The organism is Streptomyces sp. NPDC090022, from assembly GCF_044748145.1.
GTDB lineage: Bacteria > Actinomycetota > Actinomycetes > Streptomycetales > Streptomycetaceae > Streptomyces.
This window is the reverse complement of the sequence record NZ_JBIVFN010000045.1, coordinates 1-15,591: the sequence shown is the minus strand read 5'-3', so window position 1 is coordinate 15,591 and position 15,591 is coordinate 1. Positions and strand designations below refer to the sequence as shown.

6 protein-coding genes are annotated in these 15,591 nt (G+C 71.9%); 4 read left to right on the top strand and 2 right to left on the bottom strand.

Annotated elements, in window-relative coordinates:
* On the top strand, nt 1-705 hold a 705-nt coding region (locus tag ACIPXB_RS36860; RefSeq protein WP_401457343.1), incomplete at its 5' end, for a phosphopantetheine-binding protein.
* 132 nt (nt 706-837) lie between these two features.
* Here the strand turns inward: ACIPXB_RS36860 and ACIPXB_RS36855 are convergent.
* Complete coding sequence (locus tag ACIPXB_RS36855; RefSeq protein ID WP_401457341.1) at nt 838-1,497, bottom strand: response regulator; 660 nt, start codon at nt 1,495-1,497, stop codon at nt 838-840.
* Entirely contained in the window at nt 1,494-2,699 is a 1,206-nt protein-coding gene (locus tag ACIPXB_RS36850; RefSeq protein WP_401457339.1) for a sensor histidine kinase, read from the bottom strand. Before ACIPXB_RS36850 ends, ACIPXB_RS36855 begins: the two co-directional genes overlap by 4 nt.
* A gap of 134 nt (nt 2,700-2,833) precedes the next feature.
* On the opposite strand from ACIPXB_RS36850, the gene ACIPXB_RS36845 reads away from it, so the two are divergent.
* The 3 genes from ACIPXB_RS36845 to ACIPXB_RS36835 all read left to right on the top strand — a co-directional run.
* Nucleotides 2,834-3,745 carry an ABC transporter ATP-binding protein gene (locus tag ACIPXB_RS36845; RefSeq protein ID WP_401457338.1) on the top strand — a complete coding sequence of 304 codons (912 nt, stop codon included), beginning with the start codon at nt 2,834-2,836 and terminating at the stop codon, nt 3,743-3,745.
* A complete protein-coding gene (locus ACIPXB_RS36840) occupies nt 3,742-4,593 on the top strand; it encodes an ABC transporter permease (RefSeq protein WP_401457336.1) in 852 nt (283 codons plus the stop codon). Before ACIPXB_RS36845 ends, ACIPXB_RS36840 begins: the two co-directional genes overlap by 4 nt.
* A gap of 433 nt (nt 4,594-5,026) precedes the next feature.
* Nucleotides 5,027-15,591, top strand: a 10,565-nt coding sequence (locus ACIPXB_RS36835) for an amino acid adenylation domain-containing protein (protein ID WP_401457334.1), incomplete at its 3' end; no start/stop codon positions are given.

The following is a 15,591-nucleotide window of genomic DNA, read 5'->3' as shown; positions in this document are numbered from 1 at the left end:
GCCAGTCCGTTCGAGCCGGGTGTGCGGATGTACCGGACCGGTGATGTGGCGCGGTGGCGGGGTGAGGGGGAGCTGGAGTTCCTGGGCCGGGCTGATGAGCAGGTCAAGGTGCGTGGGTTCCGGATCGAGCCGGGCGAGGTCGAGGGCGCGATTGCCGGGCATCCGCAGGTGGCTCAGGTCGCGGTGGTGGCGCGTGAGGACGTGCCGGGGGATGTGCGTCTGGTGGCGTATGTCGTCGCGGATGATCCGGAGGAGGACCTGGAGGCCCTGCCCGGTCAGATCCGTAGCCATGTCGGTGGGCGGCTGCCGGAGTACATGGTTCCGGCGGCGGTGGTGGTCCTCGAGGAGCTGCCGCTCACGGCGAACGGGAAGCTCGACCGCAAGACCCTGCCCGCCCCCGACTACGCGGCGGGTGCTGGTACCGGCCGGGCCCCGGCCAACCGCCAGGAGGAACTCCTGTGCCAGGCCTTCGCCGAAGTCCTCGGCCTGGACGACGTCGGCGTCGACGACGACTTCTTCGAACTCGGCGGCCACTCCCTGCTGGCGGTCGAACTCGTCGCGCGGATCCGCGCCGTCCTGGACGTCGACGTCCCGATCCGGACGCTGTTCGATTCCTCCACCGTGGCCGGGCTCGCACAGCGGCTCGGGACCGAGAAGTCGACCCGGCCCGCGCTGCGGCCGATGCGTGATCGGAGCGGCCGATGAGGTGACCGCACCGACCGGATCGGTCGGTGAAAAGTCGAACGGCCGGCCGCCGCAGGCGGGGGATTCCATGCGGCGGCCGGCCGTCGAGGGCCGGCGGGAATGACGGGCACGCGCCCGTGGTTCCCGCCGGGGCTAGGGAGTCACCAGACCGGCCTCGTAGGCGATGATCACCAGCTGGACCCGGTCGCGGGCGTGGAGCTTGGTCAGTAGCCGGCTCACATAGGTCTTGGCGGTGGCGATGCTGATGACCATGTGCTCGGCCAGTTCGGCGTTCGACATGCCCATGCTGACCAGGGTGAGCACCTCGCGTTCCCGGGCGGTGATGCCGTCCAGGGTGCGCCGCGGCGCGGGGACGTTCGCCGACGGGGAACGGCCGACGAAGTCCTTGATCAGCCGTCGGGTGACGCTGGGGGCGATCAGGGCGTCACCGGCAGCGACCACCCGGACCGCGGCCAGGATCTCGTCCAGCGCCATGTCCTTGACCAGGAAGCCGGAGGCGCCGGCCTGCAGCGCGGCGTAGACGTAGTCGTCGTCATCGAAGGTCGTGAGCATGATGATCTGGGTCGTGCCGGGGCCCCCGGTGATCAGCCGGGTGGCCTCGATGCCGTCCATACCGGGCATCCGGATGTCCATCACCACGACGTCCGGCTCCAGAGAGCCCGCCAGTTCGACTGCCTCGGAGCCGTTGTTGGCCTCACCGACCACCTCCAGGTCGGGCGCGTCCGCGATCACCATCTGCAGGGCGGCGCGCACGAGCGGCTGGTCGTCCGCCAGCACCACGCGGATCGTCATGCCACTCCCTCCGGGACCGGAATACGCGCTGCCACCCGGAATCCGCCCTGGGGCAGCGAACCCGCGGAGAACTCGCCGTTCAATAGGCCCACGCGCTCCCGCATGCCCACCAGCCCGAAGCCGGACCCGGCGGTGACGGCCGGAGCCGAACGGTGGCCGTCGTTCACGACCTCGATGGACAGCTCCCTGGCGTGGCAGTCGATGGACACCCGGCACGCCCCGGTGTCCGCGTGCCGCACCACGTTGGTGACCGCCTCCTGGACGATACGGAAGGCCGACATGTCGATCTCCGGGGGCAGGTGCCGCCGCTCACCGTTCCACTGGACCTCGACTTCGACCCCGGCCGCCGCGGTCTTCTCGGCGAGACGTTCGACGCTCGCCAGACCGGGGCCAGGCTCCAACGGGGTCGGCTCTGCGACCGCCCCCGGCTCGGGCTGCCGGAGCGCGCCGAGCATGCGGCGCAGCCCGGACAGGGTCTCCCGGCTCGCGGTCTCGATCTCGCCCAGCGCGTCACGTGCCTGGGCCGGCTGCGTCTCGATGACCCGCCGGGCGGCGCCCGCCTGCAGGGCGATGATGCCGATGGTGTGGGCGACCATGTCGTGCAGCTCTCGGGCGATGCGGAGCCGCTCGGCGGTGACCGCCCGGGCAGCGGTCTGGGCGCCGAGCTGCTCGGCGTGCAGACGGTTCTGCTGCATCGAGCGGCCGATGAGCCAGGCGATGACCGCCAGCAGGATCGCGCCTTGGGCGTCACTGGTGTCCGTCTGGGGCACCATGATGACCTGCGAGGCCAGCACACAGATGAGAACGACCGCCGCGATCCGCGCGGTCCGCCGCGGGCGGGTCGCCGTGATCGCGCAGAGCGCGATGTCCGCCGGCAGGAACTGCAGGGGCGCGAACTGCGCCCCGTTCTCCCACCCGCTGTTCGCGGTCACCGTGGCCAGGGCCAGCATGGAAATGCCGGCGAGCGGCCTGCGGCCCAGCAGCGCACTGCCCGCGAGGGCGATGAGTGTCGCGCCGGAGAGCAGTGCCCAGTCCCGGTTCGAGGCCGAGTGGCCGGTCGACGCCTGGGCGTTGAACCAGGCAATCGCCCCGTCCTGACCGATGAGCACCGTGGGATAGAAGGTGACCACCAGCCAGGTGAGGGCTGTCCAGCCGCCCGGTGGCACGCGCTTCAGCAGCGGAAGAGTCAGCGTGGCGTACATGTGCCGATCGTAGCCATGCGGATTCCTCCCCCACATCGGACCACGGTTGTACTCCCAGGGCTGACATGCGGAGACGGTCAGGTGTCACCGCTGGACTGATGTGGGGGGACGCCGTCGTCGGCAGGATCGTTGGCATGATCGAAGTCCACGAGCTGACGAAGCGCTACGGCAAGAAGCTGGCGGTCAACCGTCTGAGCTTCACTGTGCAGCCCGGCCAGGTGACCGGGTTCCTCGGACCCAACGGAGCGGGCAAGAGCACCACGCTGCGCCTCATCCTCGGCCTGCACCGGCCCACCAGCGGGTCCGTCACCATCAACGGCCGCGCGTTCCGAGACCTGCCCAGGGGCATGAGGCACGTCGGCGCGCTGCTGGATGCCGGTGACGTGCACGGCGGGCGTACCGCACATGCCCACCTGAACGGCCTGGCCCGGAGCAACGGGATCCCCCGCAGCCGGGTGGACGTCGTACTGGACGAGGTCGGTCTGACCGAAGCGGCGAACCGCCGCATCAAAGGGTTCTCCCTCGGTATGCGCCAGCGCCTCGGTATCGCGACCGCACTGCTCGGCGACCCGCCCGTGCTGCTGTTCGACGAGCCGCTCAACGGCCTCGACCCGGAGGGTGTTTACTGGGTGCGCGGCCTGTTCCGCAGGCTGGCGGCCGAGGGGCGTACGGTGTTCGTCTCCAGCCACCTCATGACCGAGATGCAGCACACCGCCTCCCAGCTGATCGTCGTCGGACGCGGTGCCCTGATCGCGGCCGAGAGCCTGGAGGACTTCTCCGCCCGTGGCGCCGGCCGTAGCGTGTCGGTCCGCACCCCCGCCCCGGCGGCGCTCGCCCCGCTGCTGACCGCCGAGGGAGCGACGGTCGACACCGAGCCCGGCGGGCTGCTCACGGTGATCGGTCTCGACCCGGACCGGATTGCCGAAGTCGCCTTCGAGCACCGCATTCTGATCAACGAGCTGACCGCCCGAACCGGTTCGCTGGAGGAGGCGTTCATGGAACTGACCGCAGACAGCGTCGAATACCTCGCAGGAGAATCCAAGTGACCGCGCCGACGACGATGCAGACCGTGGACGCAGACGTACGGGTCACGGAGTCACGGGCCCGGTTCTCCGACCTGCTCGCCGCCGAGTGGATCAAGATGTGGTCTCTGCGCTCGACTTTCTGGGCCTTTGCGGTCTCCCTGCTGGCGGTCCTCGCCGTCAGCCTCAGCACCGCCTACGGCGACTCCACGCGATACCCGGGCATGGACGCCGGGCAGCAGGAGTACTTCCGGACGTTCGGGGCGGTGGGCGACTCCTTCCCGATGGGCAGTGCCACATTCATGGCTCTGGGCGCCGGGGCCATCGGCGCCATCACGATGCTCAGCGAATTCACCACCGGCATGATCCGTACGACCTTCACGGCCGTACCGGCCCGCCGTTCGGTGATGGTCGCCAAGGTGGTGGTGGTCACGGCGGTGACGACGGCCTTCGGAGCGCTCGCGGTACTGTGCTCGTACGCCGGGGTCCAGTGGATCCTCTCCGGCCAGGACGCCGCCGCCGGCCTCGGACACCCCGGCGTGCCGCAACTGCTCGCGGCCTCCGTCGTGCTGGCTCCGGTGTGCGCCCTCATCGGCATGGCGATGGGCGCGCTCATCCGGCACAGCGTGCTCACCATCATCGCCACGATCACCCTGCTCTTCGTGCTGCCGAGCCTGCTGAACGGGCAGCAGCGTCTCGGGGCGACCATCCTCCACACGCTGGTCCTCCAGGCATGGCAGCGCCTGACCTACGACGATGCCACCGGCGACCCGTTCCCGTGGACGACGACGGGCGCCTGGACCGTCCTCGCCGTCTGGACGGTGGTCGCGGCCGCCGTGACGGTCTTCTCCGCGGACCGCCGGGACCAGTGAGAGGCGTATTCGCCGCTCCTGCGGAAAGTCCCGCCGCCATCCCCCGGGCGGCGGGACTTTCCGGTGCCGGAAGCCGTGTCTGTCAAGAATGAGCATCCCGCGGCCAGCGGTGTTCAACTGCCCTCGAGAGAGCAGTTGAACACCGCTTCCGTGTTTTCGGGCCGCACGCGGGAGAAGGTGCCCGGATGCACCGGCCGAACATTGATCATCCGTCGGACCGTGAGCGATAGTGACGTCCGGGGAAGCCGCGGTGCCCCTCACTGCCGATAAGCGAAAAGGCGGGCGTACACCCGGATCGAAGTCCGGAATTTGCGGCGCCGCCCAAAGCCTCCATTGACCCATACCGGCGTCAGGGCAAGGAATGCGGCGGTCGGATTTCACCAGTCAGCCTCGGCCGACGTCGCGGCCAGGACGTTAAGCAGGAGGGGTCCTGATGATTCCGTTGTCATTCGCGCAGCGTCGGTTGTGGTTCATCCAGCAGCTCGAAGGGCCGAGCGCTCACTACAATATTCCGCTCGCGCTCCCGCTGGCCGCGGACCTGGATCAGGACGCGCTGGCGGCGGCGCTGCGGGACGTCCTCGAACGGCACGAGGTCCTCCGCACCACCGTCGCCGTGTCCGACGGCGAGCCCTACCAGCTCATCCACGAGGTCGAGCACCTGGACTGGGCCCTCCAGTCGGTGGACCTGACCGGCACCGGCGATGCGTCGGGGGCGCCGCAGGACCTCGCCGCCGCACTCGCCGCCGAGGCGGGGCACGCCTTCGACCTCTCCACCGAACTCCCCATCCGGGCCCGTCTCTTCCACACCGGGCCGGAGCAGTACGTGCTGGCCGTGGTGGTGCACCACATCGCCGGCGACGGCTACTCCATGCGCCCCCTGGCCGATGATGTCTCCACCGCCTACGCGGCCCGCCGCGAGGGGAAGGCGCCCCAGTGGGAGCCGCTGGCCGTCCAGTACGCCGACTACGCCCTCTGGCAGCGCGAACTGCTCGGTGACATGGGTGATCCGGACAGCCTGGTGAGCCGTCAGGTCGGCCACTGGCGGCGAGTCCTGACCGGTGCACCGGAGGAGCTCGAGCTCCCGTACGACCACACCCGCCCGCAGGTGGCTTCCTACCGAGGTCTCAGCACCCCGCTGACGATCTCCGCCGAGGCACACGCACGGCTCGCGGAGCTGGCCCGGGCCGAGGGCGTGACCGTGTTCATGGTGCTGCAGGCGGCCGTCGCCGTGCTGCTGTCCAAGCTCGGTGCGGGCACGGACCTCCCGATCGGCACGGCGGTGGCCGGCCGCACCGACGTGGGGCTGCGCGACCTGGTCGGCTTCTTCGTCAACTCCCTCGTCCTGCGCACCGACGTGTCCGGAGACCCGACGTTCACCGAGCTCCTCGCGCGGGTACGCGAGACGGACCTGTCGGCGTTCGAGCACCAGGACGTCCCCTTCGAGAAGCTGGTCGAGGAGCTCGCCCCCACCCGGTCGCTGAGCCGCCACCCGCTGTTCCAGGTCATGCTCAGCGTGGAGAACCTCGCCCGCGCCGAGGCGGACCTCGGCGGCGCACCGGCCGCGGGGCCGGCCGGACAGCCGTCCCCCGCACCGTCCCCGGCGGTACCGGCCGCCACGGTCGCCAAGTTCGACCTCGAGATCACCGCAGAGGAGACCTTCGACGAAGCCGGCGCCCCGGGCGGCCTGCACGGCTCGCTGATCGTCAACGCCGACCTGTTCGAAGCCGCTTCCGCCGTCCGGCTCGCCGAGCGCCTGGCCCGCATGGTCGAGCAGCTCACCGCCGCGCCGCAGTCCCGGATCAGCACCGCAGACGTCCTCGGAGCGGGCGAACGCGACCGGCTGCTGACGGGCTGGAACGACACGGCCGCCGAGGTCGGCCCCGATCTGCTCCCCGCACTGTTCGCGGCGCACGTCGAGCGGACCCCGGACGCCGTCGCCGTGGTCCACGAGGGCTTCGAGGTCACGTATGCCGAGCTCGACGCCCGCGCGAACCGGCTCGCCCACCGTCTGACCGCGCTCGGCGTCGGCGCCGAGGAGGTCGTGGGCCTCTGCCTGCCGCGCGGCGTCGACATCGTGGTGGCGATCCTTGCCGTCTGGAAGACCGGCGGCGCCTACGTCCCCCTCGACCCCGAGCACCCGGCGGAACGGCTCGCCTTCATCCTGGACGACAGCCGTGCCCGCGTGGTGCTGAGTACCCGGGGCACGGCCGAGGGCTTCACCGCCGGGCTCGACGCGGACCGCGTGGTGTGGCTCGACGACCCGCGGGAGGCGGCCGGCTCCGCCGCCCCGCCCGCCCCGGACACCGCGGTCACCCACGGCGGACTGGCCTACGTCATCTACACCTCGGGGTCGACCGGACAGCCGAAGGGCGTGGCGACCAGCCACGGCGCCCTCGCCAACCTGGTGTCGGTGTTCGGCCCCCTCATGGAGGTGGCCCCCGGCGTCCCGGTCCTCCAGTTCGCCTCGTTCAACTTCGACGCCTCCGTGCTGGACGTCGCAGTCACCCTCGCCCACGGCGGCACCCTGGTCGTCGCGAGCCCGAGCGAACGGTCCGAGCCCGCGCTGCTGCGGGCCCTCGTGGAGTCGGCCGGGGTCCGTGCCGCCAGCCTGGTCCCGTCCCTGCTGGCGGTACTCGACCTGGACGACCTGGCGGGGGTCGGCTCCATGGTCGTCGGCTCGGAGGGCATCGACCCCGCGCTGGCCCGCGCCTGGGCCCGTGGCCGGCGCCTCGTCCACGCCTACGGCCCGACCGAGGCCGCCGTGATCACCGCGGTGGGACAGGTCGACGCGGACGGCACCGGCCCCGTGCCCTTCGGCGGGCCGGTCGCCAACACCCGGATGTACGTCCTGGACGACCGCCTGCGGCCGGTCGCGCCCGGCGTCACCGGCGAGCTCTACATCGGCGGGGCGCAGCTCGCCCGCGGCTACGTCGGCCGCCCCGACCTCACGGCGGAGCGGTTCGTCGCGTCCCCCTACGCGGCGGGAGAGCGCGTCTACCGCACCGGCGACCTGGTGCGCTGGACCGAGGACGGCCGGCTGGTCTTCGCCGGCCGCGCGGACGAACAGGTCAAGGTGCGCGGCTTCCGGATCGAGCCCGGCGAGGTCCAGGCCGTGGTCTCCGTGCATCCCGGGGTGGCCCGGGCCGCGGTCGTCCCGCGCGAGGACACGCCGGGCGACGTCCGGCTCGTCGCCTACGTGGTCCCGGCGGACGGCGAGCCGGACACCGGTGCCCTCGTCTCCTCCCTGCGCGAGTTCCTCGCCGCACAGCTGCCGCAGTACATGGTCCCGTCCGCCGTCGTGCCGCTGGACACGCTGCCGCTGACGGTCAACGGCAAGCTCGACCGCAGGGCGCTGCCCGCCCCGCAGTACACCTCCGGCTCCGGCCGGCCTCCGGCCGACCGCGAGGAGCGCGTCATCTGCGAGGAGTTCGCCGACGCGCTCGGCCTGGAACAGGTCGGCGTCGACGACAACTTCTTCAGCCTCGGCGGCCACTCGCTGCTCGCCGTCCGCCTCGTCGAGCGACTGCGTGCCCGCGGTGTCGCCGTGTCCGTACGCGCGTTGTTCGAAAGCCCCACGCCGGCCGGGCTCGCCCGGGCCGGCGGCAGCGCCCAGGTCGCGGTCCCCGAGAACGCGATCCCGGCCGGCGCAACCGCCATCACGCCGCAGATGCTGCCGCTGGTCGACCTCACCGCGGAGGAGATCGACCGGATCGCCGCCACCGTGGCGGGCGGCGCCGCGAACATCGCGGACATCTACCCGCTCGCCCCGCTCCAGGAAGGCCTGCTCTTCCACCACCTCCTGGCCGGGAGCGGCGAGGACGCCTACGCCCTGCCGTCCGTCCTCGCGTTCGACTCACGCGATCACGTCGACCGCTTCCTGCGTGCTCTGCAGCACGTGGTCGACCGCCACGACATCCTGCGCACCGGCATCGTCTGGGACGGCCTGCGCGAACCGGTCCAGGTGGTGTGGCGCCGGGCCGTGCTCCCCGTCAACGAGGTCGCACTCGACCCGGACGGCGCCGACCCGATCGCCGAACTCGTCGCCCTCGGCAGTGTGGCCATGGACCTCAGCCAGGCCCCGCTGATCGACTTGTGCGTGGCCCGAGCCCCGCTGGGCGAGGCCGACGGCGGCTGGCTCGCCCTGCTCCGCATGCACCACATGGTGCAGGACCACACCGCGAAGGAGGTCCTGCTGGAGGAAGTGCACGCCTTCCTCAACGGCCGCGGCGACGAGCTCACCGAGCCGCTGCCCTTCCGCAACTTCGTGGCCCAGGCGCGCGGCGCCGTCGACGAGTCCGAGCACGAGCGCTACTTCGCCGGCCTGCTCGGCGACGTCACCGAACCCACAGCGCCCTACGGCCTGGTCGACGTGCGCGGTGACGGCACCGGCGTCATCCGTGCCGGGGGCTTCCTGCCCGAGTCGCTGACGCGCCGGATCCGTGAGATCGCCCGGCGCATGGGCGCGAGCTCCGCACCCGTCCTGCACGTCGCGTGGGCGCGGGTCCTGGCGGCGGTGTCCGGCCGCGCGGACGTCGTCTTCGGCACCGTCCTGTTCGGCCGTATGAACGCGGGCAACGGATCCGACCGGGTCCCCGGCCCGTTCATGAACACCCTCCCGGTGCGTCTGCGCACCGGTGAGCTCGGTGCGCTGGAAGCCGTGTCGGCGATGCGCGGCCAGCTCGCAGAACTGCTGGAGCACGAGCACGCCCCGCTCGCGCTCGCGCAGCGCGCGAGCGGAGTGCCGGGGAACGGCCCCGTCTTCACCTCCTTCTTCAACTACCGCCACAACCAGAGCCGTGCTGTGGAGGCCGCGGTGCCCCCGGCGGCCGATGACCCGGCCCGTGGCATCCGGATGGTCTTCGAGCACGACCGCACCAACTACCCCCTGTCCGTAGCGGTGACGGACGACGGCGACACCCTGGACCTGACGATCGACGCGATCGCCCCCATCGACCCGCAGGCCGTCTGCGAACTGATGCAGGTGGCCGTGGCCGGACTCGCCACGGCGCTCGAAACGGCCCTCGACGGCGGGGCGGACGCCCTGCTGAGCGGCGTCGACGTGCTGGGCGACGCCGAGCGCGCCCGCGTGCTCACCGGTTGGAACGACACTGCGGCCGATTTCGGGCCGGGGCTGGTGCCGGAGCTGTTCGCGGCACAGGTGCTGCGGACGCCGGATGCGGTGGCGGTGGCCGCCGGGGGTGCGGAGGTGTCGTACAAGGATCTGGACGAGCGGGCGAACCGGCTGGCGCGCTATCTGGTGGACCAGGGTGTCGGTGCCGAGTCGGTGGTGGGTCTCTGCCTGCCGCGCGGCGTGGACGCGGTCGTCGCGGTCCTCGCGGTGTGGAAGGCGGGGGCTGCGTTCCTGCCGATCGACCCGGAGTATCCGGTGGAGCGGATCTCGTTCATGCTGGCGGACTCCGGTGCGGTGCTGACCCTGACCGACGAGGAGGTCCTGGGAGATCTTCCGGCTGGTCGGGCGCGGATGGTTCCGGTGGATTCCACGCTGATGGGGATCCAGCTGTCGATGCAGCCGGGGACGGCTCCCGAGGTGCGGGGCCTTGCCGAGGGTCTGGCGTACGTGATCTACACGTCGGGTTCGACGGGCCGCCCCAAGGGTGTCGCCGTTACGCACGGTGGTCTGGCGAACTACGTGCAGTGGGCTTCGGGTGCCTATCAGACGGCGGGTGGTGCTCCGCTGCACTCCTCGCTCGCCTTCGACCTGACCGTGACCAGTGTCGTCGTGCCGCTCGTGTCCGGTTCCGCGGTGGTGGTGGACGAGGCCGGCGGTGCCGAGGGCCTGGCGTCCCTGGTCCGCGCGTCGGGCGGTGGGTTCGGTCTGGCCAAGGTCGTCCCCGCGCACCTGCCGCTGCTGTCGGAATCGCTGTCCGGCACCGAGGCCGCGAGCGCCGCGGCAACCTGGGTGGTCGGGGGTGAGGCACTGCCGGGCCCGGCGGTGCGGGCGTGGCTGGAGCGAGCCCCGGAATCCGTCGTGGTCAACGAGTACGGTCCCACCGAGACCGTCGTCGGCTGCTGCGTCTTCGAGGTCCGGGCGGGCGACGAGGTCGGGCCGGTCGTTCCGGTCGGCCGTCCGATCGCGAACATGCGGTTGTACGTGCTGGACGAGTGGCTGCGGCCGGTGGCTCCGGGCGTGGCCGGAGAGCTGTACATCGCGGGCGCGCAGTTGGCCCGGGGGTATGTGAACCGGGCCGGTCTGACGGCGGAGCGGTTCGTTGCGAACCCCTTCGAGCCCGGCGCGCGGATGTACCGCTCGGGTGACGTGACCCGCTGGCGGGCCGACGGCCAGCTGGAGTTCCTCGGCCGGGCCGACCAGCAGGTCAAGGTGCGCGGCTTCCGCATCGAGCCCGGCGAGGTCGAGGGCGTGATCGCCTCGCACCCGCAGGTCGCCCAGGCCGCGGTGATCGCCCGTGAGGACGTGTCCGGGGACGTGCGCCTGGTCGCGTACGTCGTCGCCGACGACCCGGAGGACGACCTGGAGGCGATGCCGGAGCAGATCCGTGGCCATGTCGCCGGGCGTCTGCCGGAGCACATGGTGCCCTCGGCCGTGGTCGTCCTGGACGCGCTGCCCCTGACCGGCAACGGCAAGCTCGACCGCAAGGCCCTGCCCGCCCCCGAGGCTCCGGGCGGGGCCGGCTCCGGGCGCCAGCCCGCGAACGAAGTCGAACGCGTGCTCTGCCGGGCCTTCGCGGAGGTCCTGCGGATACCCGAGGTCGGCGTCGACGACGACTTCTTCACGCTCGGCGGCCACTCCCTCCTCGCCGTCCGCGTCACCAGCCGCATCCGTGCGGCGCTCGGTGTCGACGTGGAGGTCCGGGCCCTCTTCGAGGCCCCGACCCCCGCCGCCCTCGCCGTCCGCCTCGACGGGGCCGGGGCCACCCGGAAGGCGCTCATCACCATGGAGCGTCCGGAGCTCCCGCCGCTCTCCTTCGCCCAGCGGCGCCTGTGGTTCATCAACCAGCTGGAGGGCCCGAGCTCGACGTACAACATCCCGCTCGTGCTCCGCATGGCCGAAGACGTCGACGCGGCGGCACTGAACGCCGCGCTGCGGGACGTGATCGGCCGCCACGAGGTGCTGCGCACGGTGTTCGGAACCGTCGACGGCGAGCCGTACCAGAGCATCGTTGCTCTCGACGACCTGGACTGGGAGCTGGAGGTCGTGGAGGTCGCCCCGGACGGCCTGCGGGAGGCGGTGTCCGCCGCGCTCGACCACGCCTTCGACCTGACCGAGCAGGTGCCCTTCCGGAGCCGGCTGTTCAGGACCGGCGCAGGTGAACGCGTGCTGGTCGTGGTGACGCACCACATCGCCGGCGACGGCTGGTCGCGGGGCCCGCTCACCCGGGACCTCACGGCCGCCTACGAAGCGCGCACCGCGGGCCGCTCCCCGGAGTGGGAGCCGCTGCCCGTCCAGTACGCGGACTACGCGCTCTGGCAGCGCGAACTGCTGGGCGACGCCACGGACCCGTCGAGCCTGATGGCCCGGCAGATCGCCTTCTGGCGAGACGGGCTGGCGGACGTTCCGGAGGAGCTGGAACTCCCGGTCGACCACCCGCGACCGGCGGCCGCCAGTCACCGTGGTCAGCGCGTACCGCTGGAGATCCCGGCGGCCGTGCACGCGCGGCTGGCCGAGACCGCCCGGGCCGAGGGGGTGACCCTGTTCATGGTGCTGCAGAGCGCCCTCGCGGTCCTCCTGAGTCGCCTCGGAGCGGGCACGGACATCCCGATCGGCACGGTCAACGCCGGGCGGACGGACGAGGCCCTCGACGACCTGGTCGGCTTCTTCGTCAACACCCTCGTCCTGCGGACCGACCTGTCCGGCGACCCGGCGTTCACCGACGTTCTGGCACGGGTGCGTGAGACGACCCTGAGCGCGTTCGCCCACCAGGACGTCCCGTTCGAGAGGCTGGTCGAGGAACTCGCCCCGTCGAGGTCCCTCGGGCGGCACCCGCTCTTCCAGGTGGCCCTGTCCCTGGAGAACACGGCGACCGCCGTGCCCGGCCTGACGGCGCCCCGGGGCGGGGCGCTGCCGGCCGGTGAGTCGGTCACGCAGTTCGACCTGGAGGTAGGAGTCGAAGAGACCTTCGATGCCTCTGGCGCCCCGGCCGGGATCCAGGGCACGGTGGTCGCGGCCGCAGACCTGTTCGAGCCCGAGTCGGTCGAGCGGATCGCGGCGCGGTTCGGACGAGTGCTGTCCGCGGTGGCCCACGACCGGCAGGTGCGGTTGAGCGCGGTGGACCTCCTGGGCGCCGACGAGCGGGCCCGGGTGCTGACAGAGTGGAACGACACGGCGCTGGAGGTCGAACCGGGCACCCTGCCCGGCCTGTTCGAAGCGCAGGTGGCCCGGACGCCGGACGCGGTCGCGGTGGTGACCGACGGCCTGGAGATGTCGTATGCCGAGCTGGACGCGCGGGCGAACCGGCTGGCGCGGCTCCTGGCGGACCGGGGCGTCGGCCCGGAGTCGGTCGTCGCGGTGCTGTTGGAGCGCGGGATCGACCTGGTGGTGACCCTGCTGGCGATCGTGAAGGCGGGCGGTGCCTACCTGCCGGTGGACCCGGCGCAGCCGGCGGAGCGCGTCGAGCTGATGCTGGGTGACGCGGGTGCCTCGCTGGTGGTCTCCTCGTCGGCGGTCGCGGGTGCGGCGCCGACGGGTGTGCCGTTGCTGCTGGTCGACGAGCGTGCCGCAGTGGAGGCGCTGGCGTCTTTGCCGGGTTCGCCGCTGGCCGCAGGCGTCCTGCCCTCCCAGGCCGCGTACGTGATCTTCACGTCTGGTTCCACCGGACGCCCGAAGGGCGTACTGGTGCCGCACGAGGGTGTGGTGAACCTGCTGGCCTCGGGAGGTTGGGGCGGTGGCGCCGGTTCGCGACTGCTCCAATTCGCCTCGGTGGGCTTCGACGCGGCGGTCTGGGAGGTGTGGGGCGCCCTGGCGTCCGGCGGCTGCCTGGTGGTCGCGCCGGCGGAGGAACTGCTGCCCGGTGCGGGCCTGACCGAGGTGATGGGACGCTTCGGCGTGACGGACGTACTGCTGCCCCCGTCGGTGCTGGGTGTTCTGGAGGACGGTGCCCTCGGCTCGGTGCGGACGCTGCTGTCGGGCGGCGAGGCACTGGGCGGTGAGCTGGTCGGCCGCTGGGGCACCGGCCGCCGTCTGGTGAACGCGTACGGACCGACGGAAGCGTCGGTGTGCGTGGCGATGGCCGGTCCGCTGTCGGGGGACGACGAGGTGTCGCTGGGCCGCCCGAACGCGAACACCCGTGTGTTCGTGCTGGACGACCGGCTGAACCCGGTGCCGGCCGGTGTCGCGGGCGAGCTGTACGTGGCGGGCGCGCAACTGGCGCGCGGATACGTGGAGCGCCCGGGGCTCACGGCGGAGCGGTTCGTCGCGAACCCGTTCGCCGGGGGCGGTGAGCGGATGTACCGCACGGGCGACCGCGTGCGGTGGACGGTGGACGGCCGACTGGTGTTCATGGGCCGTGCGGACGAGCAGGTGAAGATCCGTGGCTTCCGGATCGAGCCGGGTGAGGTCCGGTCGCTGATCGCCGCCCACCCGCAGGTCGCGCAGGCTGCCGTGCTGGTCCGGGAGGACGTGCCCGGTGACCGGCGCATGGTCGCCTACGTGGTCCCGAACGCCGGGTCCGCCGACGGACTCCCGCAGCGCGTCAGGACGTTCGCGGCTGAGAAGCTGCCCGAGTACATGGTGCCGTCGGCGGTCGTGGTCCTGGATGCGTTGCCGCTGAACGTGAACGGCAAGCTGGACCGCAAGGCCCTGCCGGCTCCCGAGTACACGACCGGAGCCGGCCGCGGTCCGGCGACGGTGCAGGAAGAGCTGCTGTGCGCCGCGTTCGCTGAGGTGCTCGGTCTGGACGGCGTCGACGTCGACGGCGACTTCTTCGCGCTCGGCGGGCACTCCCTCCTCGCGGTGCGGCTGGTCAGCCGGGTGCGGTCGATCCTCGGGGTGGAGGTGCCGCTGAGGGTGCTGTTCGAGGCCCCGACGGTGGCTCGCCTGGCGGACCGGCTGGCGGGTGCGGAGCGTGCGCGGGTGGCGCTGACGGCGGGGGAGCGCCCGGAGCGGGTGCCGCTGTCGTTCGCGCAGCGCCGGCTGTGGTTCATCAACCAGCTCGAAGGGCCCAGCGCGACCTACAACGTCCCGACTGTGCTCCGGTTGCCGGGAGCCGTGGACCGGACGGTCCTCGCCGCCGCGTTCCGTGACGTCCTGGGGCGGCACGAGGTGCTGCGGACGGTGTTCCCGGTGGTCGACGGCGAGCCGTACCAGCGGATCATCGACATCGAGGACCTCGACTGGGAGCTGTCGGTATCCCAGGTGGCTCAGGAGGACCTGACCGGCGCGGTCACGGCAGCGTCCGAGCACGCCTTCGACCTCTCCGTCGAACCGCCCTTCACGGCGACGCTCTTCGAAGCCGGCCCGGAGGAGCGGGCGTTGGTCGTGGTGATGCACCACATCGCCAGTGACGGCTGGTCGAGGGGGCCGTTGGCGCGGGATCTGTCGGTGGCGTACGCGGCGCGGTCGGCCGGCCGGGCGCCGGAGTGGGAGGCGCTGCCGGTGCAGTATGCCGACTACACGCTGTGGCAGCGGGAGCTGCTGGGTGAGGAGAGCGACCCGCAGAGTGTGATGGGGCGTCAGATTGCCTATTGGCGTGAGGCGCTGGTGGGGTCGCCGGAGGAGCTGGCGTTGCCGTTCGACCGGCCGCGTCCTGCGGTGGCCTCTCACCGCGGGCATCAGGTCGGGGTCAACGTGCCGGCGGAGGTGCATGCGCGGTTGGTGGAGGTGGCGCGGGCCGAGGGTGTGACGCCGTTCATGGTGTTGCAGGCCTCGTTGGCGGTGCTGCTGTCCAAGCTCGGTGCGGGTACGGACGTTCCGATCGGTTCGGCGAACGCCGGCCGTACGGACGAGGCGCTGGACGATCTGGTCGGGTTCTTCATCAACACGCTGGTGGTGCGGGCGGATCTGTCGGGTGATCCGTCGTTCCG

Coding starts and splice junctions, on each gene's coding strand:
- ACIPXB_RS36850 (WP_401457339.1), bottom strand. CDS start 2,699: ATGTACGCCACGCTGACTCTTCCGCTGCTGAAGCGCGTGCCACCGGGC.
- ACIPXB_RS36845 (WP_401457338.1), top strand. CDS start 2,834: ATGATCGAAGTCCACGAGCTGACGAAGCGCTACGGCAAGAAGCTGGCG.
- ACIPXB_RS36855 (WP_401457341.1), bottom strand. CDS start 1,497: ATGACGATCCGCGTGGTGCTGGCGGACGACCAGCCGCTCGTGCGCGCC.